12 protein-coding genes are annotated in these 14,804 nt (G+C 65.8%); 2 read left to right on the forward strand and 10 right to left on the reverse strand.

All coding sequences use genetic code 11. The features are described from left to right. Positions 1-42: 42 nt before the first annotated feature. The 5 genes from K7G81_RS09400 to sdhC all read right to left on the reverse strand — a co-directional run bounded on the left by K7G81_RS09400 (position 43) and on the right by sdhC (position 4,131). Complete coding sequence (locus tag K7G81_RS09400) at positions 43-1,029, reverse strand: alpha/beta hydrolase (RefSeq protein WP_223030490.1); 987 nt, start codon at positions 1,027-1,029, stop codon at positions 43-45. 91 nt (positions 1,030-1,120) lie between these two features. Continuing rightward, positions 1,121-1,486, reverse strand: coding sequence for a hypothetical protein (locus K7G81_RS09405; protein ID WP_223030491.1), 366 nt, complete (start codon positions 1,484-1,486; stop codon positions 1,121-1,123). 34 nt (positions 1,487-1,520) lie between these two features. After that, positions 1,521-3,323 (reverse strand): succinate dehydrogenase flavoprotein subunit, encoded by a 1,803-nt coding sequence (sdhA, locus tag K7G81_RS09410; protein WP_223030492.1) that lies wholly within the window; start codon positions 3,321-3,323, stop codon positions 1,521-1,523. Next, positions 3,323-3,712, reverse strand: coding sequence for a succinate dehydrogenase, hydrophobic membrane anchor protein (sdhD, locus tag K7G81_RS09415; RefSeq protein ID WP_223030493.1), 390 nt, complete (start codon positions 3,710-3,712; stop codon positions 3,323-3,325). The genes sdhA and sdhD overlap by 1 nt, the downstream gene beginning before the upstream one ends. A gap of 2 nt (positions 3,713-3,714) precedes the next feature. Then, entirely contained in the window at positions 3,715-4,131 is a 417-nt protein-coding gene (gene sdhC, locus K7G81_RS09420) for a succinate dehydrogenase, cytochrome b556 subunit (protein WP_223030494.1), read from the reverse strand. Between the two features lie 216 nt (positions 4,132-4,347). Here sdhC and K7G81_RS09425 point away from each other — a divergent pair, with 216 nt between their 5' ends. Together K7G81_RS09425 and K7G81_RS09430 are read left to right on the forward strand one after the other, a co-directional pair. Then, complete coding sequence (locus K7G81_RS09425; RefSeq protein ID WP_223030714.1) at positions 4,348-5,691, forward strand: methyl-accepting chemotaxis protein; 1,344 nt, start codon at positions 4,348-4,350, stop codon at positions 5,689-5,691. A 25-nt stretch (positions 5,692-5,716) separates the two neighbouring features. Beyond that, on the forward strand, positions 5,717-7,084 hold the full coding sequence (locus tag K7G81_RS09430; RefSeq protein WP_223030495.1) for a methyl-accepting chemotaxis protein: 1,368 nt from the start codon (positions 5,717-5,719) through the stop codon (positions 7,082-7,084). Between the two features lie 118 nt (positions 7,085-7,202). On the opposite strand, the gene K7G81_RS09435 is transcribed toward K7G81_RS09430, so the two are convergent. The 5 genes from K7G81_RS09435 to K7G81_RS09455 form a co-directional block, all read right to left on the reverse strand. Next, positions 7,203-8,063 (reverse strand): SMP-30/gluconolactonase/LRE family protein, encoded by an 861-nt coding sequence (locus K7G81_RS09435; protein ID WP_223030496.1) that lies wholly within the window; start codon positions 8,061-8,063, stop codon positions 7,203-7,205. Between the two features lie 91 nt (positions 8,064-8,154). Further along, positions 8,155-9,657 (reverse strand): tryptophan halogenase family protein, encoded by a 1,503-nt coding sequence (locus K7G81_RS09440; protein WP_223030497.1) that lies wholly within the window; start codon positions 9,655-9,657, stop codon positions 8,155-8,157. Beyond that, positions 9,654-10,685: a cupin-like domain-containing protein gene (locus K7G81_RS09445; RefSeq protein WP_223030498.1), complete on the reverse strand. Its 1,032-nt coding sequence runs from the start codon at positions 10,683-10,685 to the stop codon at positions 9,654-9,656. Before K7G81_RS09445 ends, K7G81_RS09440 begins: the two co-directional genes overlap by 4 nt. Continuing rightward, a complete protein-coding gene (locus K7G81_RS09450; RefSeq protein WP_223030499.1) occupies positions 10,682-11,401 on the reverse strand; it encodes a SapC family protein in 720 nt (239 codons plus the stop codon). The genes K7G81_RS09445 and K7G81_RS09450 overlap by 4 nt, the downstream gene beginning before the upstream one ends. A gap of 88 nt (positions 11,402-11,489) precedes the next feature. After that, on the reverse strand, positions 11,490-14,720 hold the full coding sequence (locus K7G81_RS09455; RefSeq protein ID WP_223030500.1) for a TonB-dependent receptor: 3,231 nt from the start codon (positions 14,718-14,720) through the stop codon (positions 11,490-11,492). Positions 14,721-14,804: the final 84 nt, after the last annotated feature.

Consider the following 14,804-nt stretch of genomic DNA (forward strand, 5'->3'; position numbering starts at 1 on the left):
CACTGCCGGCCAGAAACCCGGCCGTGGTCACCAAGCCCCGGATCAATCCAACTGTGCCCTGACGAACCGACGAATGTCCGCCTCGAGTTCCCGATCTTCCGGCGTTCCACCCATGAAGCCGCCGTGGGGCATGGCCTCGAAGACGTGCAATTCGGCCTCGACGCCCGCCTGCCGCAGCGCCCGGTGCATTCTGACCGTGTTCGACAGGAACAGATCGCGCGTCCCCGTCTGCAAGAAGGTCGGCGGAAAGGAGCGCAGGTCGCCGAACAGCGGTGACAAATAAGGATCAGCGAGGTCCGCCCCGCCCGCATAGAGCAGGTTGTTCGATCGCAGCGGGCGAGGGAGCACCAGATCGATCATCCGATTGGTCTGGAAGCTGTCACCGGATTCGGTCAGATCGACCTGCGGCGACAGCAGGACGAGGCCTGCTGGCATCGGCAGCCCTTCATCCTTCGCCCGCAGCAGCATCGCCGCGGCGAGATTTCCCCCCGCCGATCGCCCGCAAATGACGATACGATCGGGCGCGTGGCGGCCCAGAACGAAGCGATATGCAGCCATGCAATCGTCAAGCGCTGCCGGATAGGGATATTCGGGCGGCATCCGGTAATCGACGCCGTAACATCGCACGGCGTGCTGATCGGCTTGCCGGCATGCGCCGATCCGGCAGGCCTCACCGCCCCCGACCACCAGCGCCCCGCCATGCAGATCGATCAGGGCGCCGCGTTGATCGAACGGCGCCGGCGGTGTCGCGAGGTAGATTGTCGTTTGCTCGACCGCAATCGTTTCGGCAGCGGCGCGCAGCGTGCCGGCCAGCCCTTTGACGGCGGCGGCGTAATGCGCGTCTGCCGCGGCTTTGAGCGCCATCCAGCCCGCGACATCGTCCGGGGCCGGGATGGCGTGGCGCGCGTTTGCCGGCACGCCGGTGTCGTCGACGAGACGAGCAAGCGCCGCCCGCGCCTCGGCGCTGATCGAGCGAGGCACGGCGATGGTCCGCGCCGGTATCGTCACGCCGCGATCGGGATCTTCCATTTTAACTTCCACCTTGGTTCGACCATCTGCGGTCCAGCGCACCCTTTGGGTAAGATGCCGTCCGCCGCGGCCCCGACATGACAGCGCCGCCCTATCCCTCTCCGGCCAGCCACGCCTCCGCTTCGGCCATCGTCGTGAACACGCGCAGCCGGGGGTGGGCCAACGTTCGTTCGGCCTGCGCCTTGTTGAGCAGGCTGCCGACGACCACGGCGGCGCGGCCGCTGGTCAGCGCCATGCCGCCGCGCATGATGTTGGCGAGCAGATCGGCGACGTCATTGGCCTGGACCGGAAAATCGAACGATTCGACGAGCGCGTTGAAATCGTCGCGAATCGCGCGGGCTTCCATCGCCTTGCGCCCCACTTCCCTGGCCAGCGGGGCGACGTCCTCCGGCTTCCAGAATCCCCTGACGCTGATCTTCAGGCAATTGGCGCCGGGATCGTAATGGACGCTGAACATCTGCCCTCGATGATCGGCCGGCCGCGGCCGGGGATCAGTAGACGCGCTTCTTCGGCTTGATGTAATCGGCCTCGTCGGTGAGCGTGTAATCATGCACCGGGCGATAGTCGATCTTGACCTCGCCGCCCTTGCCGCCCCAGCCGTCGAAGGTCGTCACGGTGTGCTTCATCCAATGCGCGTCGTCACGCTCGGGGAAATCCTCGTGCATGTGCGCGCCGCGGCTTTCCTTGCGGTTTTCCGCCGAGCGCATCGTCACCATCGCCTGGCCGATGAGATTGTCGAGCTCGAGCGTCTCGACCAGATCGGTGTTCCAGATGAGGCTGCGGTCGGTGACGTGAATGTCCTCCATCCGCTTGTAGACCTTGCCGATTTCTTCGACGCCTTCGCTCAAGAGCTTGGAATCGCGGAACACCGCGGCGTGGCGTTGCATCGTCTTCTGCATCTGCAGGCGCACCTCGGCGGTCGGCGAGCCGCCGCTGGCGTTGCGGAAGTGATCGAGACGGCCGAGCGCCATGTCCTCGGAGCCCTTGGGCAGCGGATCGTGCGCGGTGCCGGGCTTGACCAGCTCGGCGATGCGCATGCCGGTGGCACGGCCGAACACGACGAGATCGATCAGCGAGTTCGAGCCCAGGCGGTTGGCGCCATGCACCGAGACGCACGCCGCCTCGCCGACCGCGAACAGGCCGGGGACGACCGCATCGGGATCGCCGTCCTTCGTGTTGACGACCTCGCCGTGATAGTTCGTCGGGATGCCGCCCATGTTGTAATGCACCGTCGGCACCACCGGCAGCGGCTGGCGGGTGAGATCGACATTGGCGAAGATCTTGCCGGTCTCGGTAATGCCGGGCAGCCGCTCGTGCAGCACCTTGGGATCGATATGATCGAGGTGCAGGAAGATGTGATCCTTGTCCTTGCCGACGCCGCGGCCTTCGCGGATTTCCATGGCCATCGAGCGCGAAACCACGTCGCGGCTGGCGAGATCCTTGGCCGAGGGGGCGTAGCGCTCCATGAACCGCTCGCCTTCGGAATTGGTCAGATACCCGCCCTCGCCGCGCGCGCCCTCGGTGATGAGGACGCCGGCGCCGTAGATCCCGGTCGGGTGGAACTGGACGAACTCCATGTCCTGCAGGTTGAGGCCGGCGCGCAGCACCATGCCGTTGCCGTCGCCGGTGCAGGTGTGCGCCGAGGTCGCCGAGAAATAGACGCGGCCGTAGCCGCCGGTCGCGAGCACGACGGAGTGCGAGCGGAAGCGGTGGATCGAGCCGTCTTCCAGGCACAGTGCGATCACGCCGCGGCAGGCGCCGTTCTCCATGATGAGATCGAGCGCGAAATATTCGATGTAGAAATCGGCGTCGTATTTCAGGCTCTGCTGGTAGAGCGCATGGAGCATCGCATGGCCGGTGCGATCGGCGGCGGCGCAAGTGCGCTGCACCGGGGGGCCCTCGCCCATATTCTGCATGTGACCGCCGAACGGACGTTGGTAGATCGTGCCATTGTCGTTGCGGCTGAACGGCACGCCGGCATGTTCGAGCTCATAGACCGCGGCGGGCGCCTCGCGGACCATGTATTCGATCGCATCCTGGTCGCCGAGCCAGTCGGAGCCCTTCACCGTGTCGTACATGTGCCACGACCAGTGATCGGGCGTGTTGTTGCCGAGGCTCGCGGCGATGCCGCCCTGGGCGGCGACGGTGTGGCTGCGGGTCGGGAACACCTTGGTGATGCAGGCGGTCTTGAGGCCCTTTTCGGCGATCCCCATCGTCGCGCGCAGCCCCGATCCGCCGGCCCCGACGACCACCGCGTCATAGGTGTGGTCGATGATCTTGTAGGCATCAGCCATTATGCAGCGGCTCCAGCGGAAAAGGCGATCGAGAAGATCGAGAACAGGGCGATGGCGCCAGCGACGAGAGTGAAGGCGTTGAGGAGCACGATCCAGGCGATGCGGCCGGGGCCGTGGCTGTAATCCTCGATCGCCACCTGCAGGCCGAGGCGGAAATGATAGAACACGCTGAGCACCAGCAACGCGAGCGGGATCGCGACCCAGAAGGACGAGATCCACGCCGTCAGCGTGGCATGGTCATAACCGGGCAGCCGCGCGATCGAGACGACGAACCAGAGCACGAGCAGCAGGTTGCCGCCCGCGGTCAGCCGCTGGTGCCACCAGTGATGCGTGCCTTCGTGCGCGGGGCCGAGCCCGCGAACCTGGCCGAGAGGGGTGCCGTTGCCCATGATTATTTCCCCACCAGCAGATAGGCCCAGAAGGCGATGGTCGCGAGGATCGAAAAGACCAGCGTCAGGATCGCGAACGCCTTGTTCGTCTTGAGCTCGAAGCCGGCGCCGGTATCGAGCACGAGGTGGCGGATGCCGCTCGCCATGTGCTGGAAGAACGCCCAGCTGACGCCGATGCCGATGATATAGCCGAGGATGTTGAGCCCACCGCCCGACACGGTGAAGGTATCGACGAACCCGGCATAGGTCGCCTCGCCTCCGGCCAGCGCGGCGAGCCACCAGACGAACACGATGGTGCCGACTACCGCCATGCCGTCTCCGGTCGCGCGGTGGAGGATCGAGACGAGCATGTGCGGGCCCCATTTCCACGCGGTGAGATGGGGCGAGAGCGGGCGTGTTCGGACGGGCTGGCTGGCCAAGGCATGATCCTCGATCAAAGAGACAGGCGACCTATTAGTCCTCGCCGCGCCCGATGCAAGCCGAGCGACGAGCGATCGCCTGATTCCCGCGCGATCATCGACCCATCTAAAACCGCTCTAACTCCGCGTTAACCAGAGCGGCCTAAGTCTTGCCGGGTAAATCGCCGGCATGCCGGCCCGCTGCGCTTTTGGGGGACGCACGTGACCAAGACCGACTTGCCTGCACCCGGTGTGCTTGCTGCCAACGTGGACCTCGACACCCGGCTGCGCGTGTTCGACCGGGATGCTGCGCTGGCCGACACCAGCCGCGAGATCTGGGCGATCATCGAGCCCGATATCCACGCCATTTCCAAGGCTTATTGGGAGCAATGGCTGCGCTGCTTCGCCGACGACCGGGTCTGGGCGCCGCAGGAAACCGACAAGATGATCGATCTGGGCGTCACCTTCCTGCGCCAAAGGTTCCTGGAGACCGCGAAGCGCGGCTGGATCGAATCGATCGAGCGATCGGTGGCCGCCGCCTATGTCGCCGACGTGTCGCCGATGGCGCTGTTGTCGATGATCAACGCCAGCGACCGCGCGGCGCTCGATTCGCTGATGACGCGCGTGTCGCGCGACGAAGCGCGGTTGCCGCAGATGATCGACGTGCTGATGCGGCTTTCCGCGCTGGAAGGCGAAATCACCGTCGCGCTGTACAATGCCTATCGCGAGCACAGCGCCGGGGTAGCGCGCGACCGGCTGACCGCCGAATTCCGCGACGGGATCGCCGCGATGGTCGAAACCGCGCTGACCGAGGGCGGCACGCTGCGCGAACAGGGCGGCAAGGCATCGGTGCTGGCGCGCGGGATGCTGGGCAAGGCGAGCGAAGTAGCGGCGGCGGCCGAGCAATCGGCGGTGGCGATGCGCGAGGCGGCCCAGACCGCGGCCGGGCTGATCCGCGCGATCGAGGATGCGCGGGCCGAAGTCGAAGCGGCGGCCGAGATCGCCACCCGGGCATCGAGCCAGGCAGGCGCCGCGGTCGGCATGTCGGCGACGCTTTCCGATCATGCCAAATCGATCGAATCGATCCTGGGCCTGATCCGCGACATTGCCGGGCAGACCAACCTGCTGGCCCTCAACGCGACGATCGAGGCCGCGCGCGCCGGCGATGCCGGACGCGGCTTCGCGGTGGTGGCGCAGGAAGTGAAGAGCCTAGCCAACCAGACCGCGCGCGCCACCGACGACATCGCTGCCAAGATCGCCGCGATCCAATCCGCCACGCATTCGACGGTCGAAACCAACGCCTCGATCCGCGACACCGTCGACGAGGTTCAGGAATCGGCCAACCGCATCCGCCAGGCGATGGAAGTCCAGGCGCAGACCGTCACCGCGATCACCGCCGCGGTCGACGAAACCGCGCTCGCCGCCGATTCCATGTCCAACACCATCGCCGCCATCCGCGAGGATACCGAAACCGTCGCTTCCGAAATCGATTCGGTCGGCGCCGGCTTCGATGCGCTCGACGGGCGGCTCGGCTCGCTAAAGCACAGCGCCAGCGACTTCGTCACGAAAGTCGCGGCATGACGACCAGGAGAGGGAAGACACCGGCATGGGGGCACCAACCGAGCTAAACGCGGCGCGCGAGGCAACGCTGAACGCGCTGACCGCCCGGCTGCGGTCGTACGATGCCGACGGCGCGCTGGCGCCGGCGTGCGCGACGATCTCGCGGTTGATCGATGGCCATTGCCAGGCGATCGCCGACGCGTTTCTCGAACGCTTTCTCGCCGATCCCGAGGTCCGCGCGTCAAGCGGGACGATGACGGGCGAGGCGCGCGCGCGGCAGCGCCGCGAGTCGGCCGACTATGTCCGCTACAAATATGCCGCACCGCTGAGCCGCGAATGGCTGTCGATGGCGCTGCGCAACGCCGCGCGCTGCCACAAAGCGGGCGTGCCGATCCACGCCTATCTCTCTGGCCTGTCGGTCGGCCATAGCAAGGTAGTCGAGGTGATCGAGGCGGCGCTGGGCGACGATGTCGCAACCGCATGCCAGCTCGCCGACGTGATCCAGCGGCTGGCGATGGTGGAGGCGGCGGTGATGGCCGAGCATTATGCGCAGCGCGACGAAGCGAAGCTGCGCCGCGAGCGCCACGCCCAGGCATCGGCGTTTCGCGAGTCGATCGGGGTGACGCTGGACGCGACCGCGCAGCTCGGCAGTCGCGCGCATACGCAGGCGGAAAATGCCGCCGGCGCGGCGCGCGGGATGCTGGGCAAGGCGAGCGAAGTAGCGGCGGCGGCCGAGCAATCGGCGGTGGCGATGCGCGAGGCAGCGCAGACCGCGGCCGGGCTGATCCGTGCGATCGAGGATGCGCGGGCCGAAGTCGAAGCGGCAGCCGAGATCGCCACCCGGGCATCGAGCCAGGCAGGCGCCGCGGTCGGCATGTCGGCGACGCTTTCCGATCATGCCAAATCGATCGAATCGATCCTGGGCCTGATCCGCGACATCGCCGGGCAGACCAACCTGCTGGCCCTCAACGCGACGATCGAGGCCGCGCGCGCCGGCGATGCCGGACGCGGCTTCGCGGTGGTGGCACAGGAAGTGAAGAGCCTCGCCAACCAGACCGCGCGCGCCACCGACGACATCGCCGCCAAGATCGCCGCGATCCAATCCGCCACGCATTCGACGGTCGAAACCAACGCCTCGATCCGCGACACCGTCGACGAGGTTCAGGAATCGGCCAACCGCATCCGCCAGGCGATGGAAGTCCAGGCGCAGACCGTCACCGCGATCACCGCCGCGGTCGACGAAACCGCGCTCGCCGCCGATTCCATGTCCAACACCATCGCCGCCATCCGCGAGGATACCGAAACCGTCGCCAGCGAGATCGGCACGCTCGAACGCGATTTCGGCGAGGTCGATCAGCGCCTCGCCGGCCTGCGCCACGCCGCCGACGATTTTTCGGACAGCGTCGCGGCCTGACCAAAAGCGGCGCTTCAGCCGTGAAACAGCTGGAAACGGTCCCCGGACGCTGGCGGAACCTGGAAGGTTCGGCGACCCGTTCGCCGGGGCGAACGGCGCGATTTTCGATACGGGCCGCTTAGCCGCCGAACAGCGTGGCCGGGCGGCCGGTCATGCCGGTTTCGACCTCGAACAGGGCCCCCGCCTCGGGCTCGCCCTGGCTATCGGTGCGCGCCGAAGTGACGAACAGGCGATCGAGCCGCTCGCCGGCGAAACAGGCGCTGGTAATATTGCGCGCGGGGAGATCGATCGAGCGATCGAGCTCGCCCTCGGGGGTGAAGCGGCTGATGCGGCCGCCGGCCCAATGCGCGATCCACAGGCCGCTTTGGCTGTCGGTGGTCATGCCGTCGGGATGGCCCCATTCGGGCTCGAAGCGGATGAAATCCTGCCGCTCGCCGAGCGAGCCGTCGTCATGCAGCGCGAAACGGTAGACGATGCGCTTGTCGCTGTCGGTATGATAAAGCCAGCGGCCGTCGACGCTGAACGTCGGACCGTTGGTGACGCCATAGCCATCATCATGCCGGCTGACCGCGAAATCGGGATCGAGCCGGTAGAGTGCGCCCTTCGAATCGGGATCGTCGTCGCTCTTGGTGCCGAGCCACAAGCGGCCGCGCGGATCGACCTTGGCGTCGTTGAGGCGATTGGCCGGACGATCGGGCTCGGGATCGAGCAACGGCGTGATCGCGAAGGGATCGAGCGTCAGCCGCGCGACGCCGCTGGCCAGGCCGATCAGGAAATCGTCGCGGCCGGCCTGCTCGACGATCCAGCCGATCTTCTCCGGCATGTCCCACGATCGCGTGGCGCCATCGGAGAGATCGAGCGACCATAGCCGCGGTGCCAGGATATCGACCCAGAAAAGCCGGTTGAGCCGCGCCACCCAGGTCGGCCCCTCGCCCAATTCGTCATGGCTCCCGCGCTCGATGATCCTGAATTGCGGCACTGGCCAGCCCTCCTTGAGTCGTATGATAAATATGCCGCCAATCTCTTAGTTGCCGAACGGCGTTCGGGGAAGGCGGCAGGGCCGACCGACCCTACCCCGCCGCCGCGGCCGGCGATGGCGCGTAGCGGGCGCCGAGAAAGGCGGCCTGCGTCGGCAGACGCGCGACACGCGCCGCCAAGCCGGCATCGAGATCGGCGAGCGCGCGGCGCAGTTGCTCGGGCGGCAGCGTGCGGGCGATGCGATGCCATGATGCCGGCTCGACACCCTGGCCGAACAACACCTGTGCCCAGGAATCGATCCGGAACAGATCGTCCTGATCCTGATAGGCGGCGGCGCTTTGGCGGAACAGCGCGATCCGCGCGGCCAGCGTATCGGGAATGTTCATCGCCGCGCGGCCGGGCCAGAAGGTGCCGTCGCGCTGGTTGAGATAATAATGCAGGATCACGAAATCGCGGACATGCTCCCATTCGGCGCGCGACTGGGCGTTGAAGCGATCGGCGAGCGCGGCGCACTCCCGCGCGAAGGGGAAACCGCGGATGAAGCGGGTGATGGCGATCATCACGAGGTGGATGCTGGTCGATTCGAGCGGCTCGACGAAGCCGGCGGCGAGGCCGAGCGCAAGGCAATTGCGGTGCCACGCCTGGCGCCGCATGCCGGTGGTGTAGCGCAGCAGGCGGGGCTCGAACAGCGGCGCGCCTTCGAGATCGGCGGCGAACTGCGCGCGCGCCTCGTCCTCGCTCATCTGCGCGCTCGAAAAGACGAAGCCATTGCCCATGCGGTGTTGCAACGGGATGCGCCAGCGCCAGCCGGCCCGATGCGCGATCGCGCGGGTATAAGGCGCGGGCGGCCCGACGAGCTCGGTCTGGACCGCGAGCGCGCTGTCGGTCGGAAGCCAGTGGCTCCAGTCCTCGAAGCCGGTTTCGAGCGCGCCTTCGATCAGCAGCGCGCGAAAGCCGGTGCAATCAATGAAGAAATCGCCCTCGATCCGGGCACCGGAGGCGAGCGTGAGCGCGGTGATGTCGCCGCCCTCGCCATCGCGCTCCACCGCGGCGATGCGACCCTCGACACGGCGTACGCCGGCCGGCTCGGCAAGGCCGCGCAGGAAGCGCGCATAGGCGGTCGCGTCGAGGTGATAGGCGTAGGCCAGCCCCGCCTCGGGATCGTTGGTGAAGCGGTTCTCGCGCGCCGCGCGCAGCTCGAACGAATAATCGCCGAAGCTGCCGCCGAAGCCCTGCGCGCGCGCCTCGAGCCAGAAATGCTGGAAATCGGCGAGAAACACCGACCGCCCGACCGAACCGAACGAGTGGAAATAATGATCGCCGTCGCGGCGCCAGTTCTCGAAGGAAATGCCGAGCTTGAACGTCGCGCCGGTGGCACGGACGAAGGCGTCCTCCTCGATCCCCGCGAAACTGTGAAAAGTGCGGATCGTGGGAATGGTCGATTCGCCGACGCCGACGGTGCCGATCTCGTCCGATTCGACCAGCGTGACATCGACCAGCGGGCCGAGTTGGCGGACCAGTGCGGTTGCGGCGAGCCAGCCGGCGGTGCCGCCGCCGGCCACCACCACGCGCTTGCGCGGGTTGGTCTCGGTCATCGGTTCAGTCTCCCCAGAATACGAGCGCGCAGGCGGCGGGCCGCCAATTCGTCGAGCGGGGCGAGCGGGCCGCGCGCGCCCTCCGGCAGATGCGCGGCGGGATCGCCCTCGCCGAACACATAGTAATCGAAGAGGCCGCGCCAGGCGGCTTTCTCGGCGGGCGGGCGATCACGCAGCGAAAGCAACGCGTGGAGCAGCGTCGTCGTCGGATCGTCGACAAAGGCCGGCACCGCGTCCCACCAGTAATTGACCAGCACGTTGAACGCGTCGAGCGCCTCGACATGGTGCCACCACAAGGCGGGATAGACGAGCACGTCGCCGGGCTCGAGCTCGGCCACCTCGGCGGCGGCGAGCGCATCGGCGAAGCGCGGATAGCGCGCCAGATCGGGTGCGGCGAAATCGACCATGCTGACGACCTGCCCACCCGGGGTCGGCTCGAGCGGGCCGGGATAGAGATTGGCGACCTGATCGGGCGGGAACAGGGTGAAGCGGCGGTGGCCGACCGCGCAGCACGCCGCGTTGTTCGACATGTCGTAATGCGCCGAGGCGATCGTGCGATTGCCGATCCAGATGCTCGCCAGCGGCGGGTATCGATCGAACGTATCGTCGGCCGGATGGAGGTCGTTGGCGGCGCGAAACCCAGGAAGCCAGGTGTCGATATCGGTCGAGCCGATGTAGAAGCTGGCCGGATCGTCAACGGCGATCGCGGCTTCGATCCGCGCCAGGAAATCGGCGAGGGGCGTGCGCTCGGCTGTGAAGTTCATGCCCGTCACATCGGCATTGTAATGGAAGCGACTGCGGATCGCCGGATCGCCGACATAGCCGGTGATCGGGCGGCCGACATCGAACGACAGGATATGGTCGATCGCCTCGCGCGGCGCGCGCAGGCCGGCCTCGACCAGCGGCCAATCCGAAACCGCGCGCTTGATGATTGCCGGCCGGTTGTCGGCGATCAGCGCCGCGAGGTCGATGGCGCCGCCGGAAATCTCGCGCGTGCGGCGCTCGATGCGGGGCGCCGGGGCGGTCACGGCGTGCCGACGTCGCGGCGCAGCTTTCGCTCGGCGAGCGCAGGCACGTTGCCAAGCGACGAACGCACCCAGATCGCCAGCCGTAGCATATCGCGCGCGTTGAGATCAGCCAGAGCGGCACCGTCGAGTGCGGCGAGGCGTTCGAGCGAGATGGTGTGGCAATCGGGCACGGTATAGCGCCGGCCGTCGCCGATCTCGACTTCGAGCGTGACCGGCTCGATCAGGCCATGCGTGGCAAACGCCGCGAACATCGCGCCTTCGGCCTGGCTGCCGATATAGATACGCTGCAACACCTCGGCGACGCTGTCGAGATAAGCGCTGTTGCCGCCATGAGGCTTGAAGATCTCGGCGCCATGCTCGCGCGAGACGCGTGGATGATCGGGGTCGATGTGGATCATAGGCTCGCCCGCCTCGCCCGGCGCCGGCGTGCCGATCGAGAAGGGGCCTCGGCTCATCACCGCCGGAATGGTGCGCGCATCCCAACGATCGCCATCGAGATAAAGATTCTCGCCCGATTCGAAGCCGAGCAGCACGGTCGCGCGAAAGACTCCCGCGGGATCGCGGCGGAAGACGATGGCATATTCGCGCTGCAGCGCCTCGAACTCGGTCGCGAAGACCGGCGCCTGGTTGACCGCGTCGCCATAGCGCGCGCCGCGATCGAGCACGACCTTGAGATCGGCGTGATCGACATTGTTGAGCAGGACAGGGCCGGACATCGCTCTCGCTATAGATTGTTTCGAGGCACCATAGACGAAGAAGGCCGCCCCGTTGAGCGGCCTTCTCCCTTTTTGCTTCTGACGCGCGTCAGAACTTGTAGCGCGCGCCGATCATGTAGCGAGCCGAACCTTCCGACAGATAGAAGGTATTCGACTTCTCGCGGCCATAGGTATGGACGCCTTCCTCGGTCAGGTTGACGCCTTCGAACGACACCGACATGTGCGGCGAGATGTCGTAGTTCAGGCTGAGGTCGAGCTGACCGTACGGCGCCGTGTAGACCGGGCTATGGTAGTTGTCGCGGTTGAGCTGGCTGAGGAATTTGCCGCGCCAGTTGTACGCGATGCGCGCCGAGAAGCCGTACTTGTCGTACATCAGCGTCGCGTTGGCGGTGTCCGACAAGCCGACCAGCGCGAACTGATCGACGCTCGGCGGCGCCGCCACGTCGATGCCGACGTCGCCACGAACCAGCGTATAGCTGCCCGAAACGCCGAAACCGGTATCGCCGAGGAAGTATTGGCCGGCGAATTCGAAGCCATGAATCTTGGCATCGCGGTTGTTGATCGGCGTGTTGACCGAGAAGTTGAACAACGGATCGTTGTTGTCAGCCGTGACGTCATACGCACCCAGGACCTGATCGACATAGCCCTGATCGAACGTGTGCGAAGTCGTATCGAAATGCGGCGCCAATTCGGCGTTGGTCGCTGCCACGTCACCGTTATTCTTGGTCAGGATCGCCGTATAGGTGAACAGGTTCACATCGGTGATCCCGGCGCCGAACGCCGATTGCAACTGCTCCTTCGCAGTGCCCGAACGCGTGCCGGCCTGACCCGAGGTCGGATCGCGCAGGCCGAACAGATTCTCGTTGACCAGCGTGTTGCCGATAAAGTTGTGCACCCATTTCTGGAAGAAGCCGACCGAGAAATAGACGTCACGGCGCGGATACCATTCGAGGCTGACGTCAATGTTGTCCGAATCAAGCGGGATCAAGCCGGTATTGTTGGAATTACCGCCAGCGATGCCGCCGAGCGCGGTGGGCCGCGGCGGGGTACCCACCGAGGTCGAGGCGAACAGGCTGCCATAAGGCGCCCGCGCGATCGTCTTGCTGTACGAGACGCGCGCCTTCAGTGTGCGGGTGATGTCGAACGCAATATCAACCGACGGCAGGAAGTTGTCGTAGCTGCCCTTGTTGGTGACGGCCTGTTGATCGGTCGAATAGCTGACCGAGAAATCATTGTCCGCGTTCCACACGATCGCTTGCGGGACCGTCTGGTAGGAAACCGCATAGACCTTCGTGTTCTCGTAGCGCACACCGGCGACGACGTTGGTCGGAATCCCGGCTACGTGGCCGTCCCAGGTACCCTGGACATAGGCCGCCCAGATCTTCTCACGAACGCGATTGTCGTTGTTGGCATCGATGAAATTCTCGTGATCGACGCCGTCGTTGGTGATCCCGATATAGTGATCGTAAAGCGCGTTATAGAGCTTCGTTGCGTCCTCGGTACGGAACGCGTTGAGCGTGTAGAAATCCGGGTTCGCGCTGTGATGGTCGAACTTGCAGACCGCGCAGAAGTTGAACACCTGCCCCGGCGCCACTGCCTCGATGTCGGGCGGCAGCGAGTTGCCCCAGTCACCAAGCACCTGGCGCGTATTATACTGCGTCTGACGCGTCTTGGTCTCGCGGTAATCGCCGCCCGCGTCGAAGCGCAGACCGCCACCGACTGCCCAGCCGGCATCGAGCCGCAGCTCCTTGATCCGCTGCGTCTGCGTCGAATCGAACTGACGCTGAACGGCACCCGACAGGTCGCCGAGATCCATGACGCCGTCGCAATTACCCTTGGTGAAGGCAACACCCTTCGGGGTCGAGCTTGCGTAGCAATCGTTGATCGCCTGCAATCCCTGCTGCGGGAAGCCGCCATCAGTGGTGTAAAGTGAGTGTTCGGCCACGACAGGCGTGTTGAACGCCACGGTAGTCGAGGTCTGCCCATTGGGATTGTCTGGCAGGCTTTCGGCCTTGCCAAAATGACCGTCAAGCGACAGCGTCAGGCTATCGGTCGGGTTCCACTTCACGTTGCCGCCGATATCGTAGAGGCGGTTCTTCTGGGCGCGATAGGCCTGTTCGAAGGCGGCATCCTTCACGCCGCTGATCACCTCATGGAGATATTGCGTCGTGGCGATACCGTTGCTGGCATCATCGAACGTCACTTCGTCGAACGGGCGATTGAACCAGTTCGACTGGGTCGAGCGGCGTTCGGATTCGCGCAGCTGCGCGTAGAGACCATCGACCGTGACGGTCAGCGAATCGGTCGGCCGGAACTGCAGCACCGCCTGGCCATTGATCCGCTCACGGCTCGCCTCGGAGAAGTGATAACGGCTGTCGTCGGGAACCGAGACGAGCACGTTGGGATCGGTCGGCACATTGTTGAGCTTGGTCGACGGCGTGACCGTGCCCGCGCCATCGCTGCTCGTATCGAGGAAGTGCGACAGCGTCATGATGTTCCAGCCGTTGTTGGCAACGCTGGGGAAGCTGAAATTGCGCTTCTGGTAGCTGCCGAACACCGACACGCCAATGCGCTGCTCGGGATCGCTCCAGCTCACGATGCCGGAGGCCTCGGGCGTGACCGCGGCACCGCACGAGATGCAGGCATCGGCCGAATTATCCCAATCGGCCTTGACCCCGATGCTGCCGGTCAGCCCAGGCTTGTGCGCATCGAGCGGGCGGTTGCTGACGACATTGATCGTCGCGCCGATGCCGCCGGAGGGAACCGCCGCGCGGCCGCTCTTGTAGACTTCGAGCGTCTTGACGCCTTCCGACGCCAGGTTGGCGAAATCGAACGAGCGACCGAAGCCGCCGGCACCGTCGCCACCCTGATCGCCGCCCACCGCGACGATATTCGATGTGGCGAGCTGGCGGCCGTTGAGCGTGACGAGGTTATATTGTGCGCCGAAGCCGCGCACCGTGACGGTCGAGCCTTCGCCGTTGATCCGGTCGATCGACACGCCCGGGATGCGCTGCAGCGATTCGGCGAGGTTCGTATTGGTGAATTTGCCGATATCCTCGGCGGAGATCGCGTCGACGATGCCGGTCGAATCGCGCTTGATCGCGATCGATCGCTCGAGCGAGGCGCGGATGCCGGTAACGACAATGTCCTGCGTCGCCTCGGGTGTCGATGCCGTGGCACCGACCTGCGGCGCCGCATCGGCCGGCGGCGCGGCGTCGGCGGTTTGCGCATAAGCAGCCGACGGCAGCGCCAGACCGGTTGCGATAGCGATAACAGAAGCCGAACGCACGAGACGCGGCGGCAAGGTAATCCCCCTCATAGCTCCTCCCTTCAGGTTCGGCCGACAGGGTGCGGCCGGGTGTTGTTAAAACAAGCGATTGTGATCCCGCTTGGCGCCATGCCT

Origin of the sequence: Hephaestia mangrovi, from assembly GCF_019880555.1 — a bacterium.
Classification (GTDB): Bacteria; Pseudomonadota; Alphaproteobacteria; order Sphingomonadales; family Sphingomonadaceae; genus Sphingomonas; species Sphingomonas mangrovi.

Coding starts and splice junctions, on each gene's coding strand:
- sdhD (WP_223030493.1), bottom strand. CDS start 3,712: ATGGGCAACGGCACCCCTCTCGGCCAGGTTCGCGGGCTCGGCCCCGCG.
- K7G81_RS09430 (WP_223030495.1), top strand. CDS start 5,717: ATGGGGGCACCAACCGAGCTAAACGCGGCGCGCGAGGCAACGCTGAAC.
- K7G81_RS09405 (WP_223030491.1), bottom strand. CDS start 1,486: ATGTTCAGCGTCCATTACGATCCCGGCGCCAATTGCCTGAAGATCAGC.
- K7G81_RS09455 (WP_223030500.1), bottom strand. CDS start 14,720: ATGAGGGGGATTACCTTGCCGCCGCGTCTCGTGCGTTCGGCTTCTGTT.
- K7G81_RS09450 (WP_223030499.1), bottom strand. CDS start 11,401: ATGTCCGGCCCTGTCCTGCTCAACAATGTCGATCACGCCGATCTCAAG.
- K7G81_RS09440 (WP_223030497.1), bottom strand. CDS start 9,657: ATGACCGAGACCAACCCGCGCAAGCGCGTGGTGGTGGCCGGCGGCGGC.
- sdhA (WP_223030492.1), bottom strand. CDS start 3,323: ATGGCTGATGCCTACAAGATCATCGACCACACCTATGACGCGGTGGTC.
- K7G81_RS09400 (WP_223030490.1), bottom strand. CDS start 1,029: ATGGAAGATCCCGATCGCGGCGTGACGATACCGGCGCGGACCATCGCC.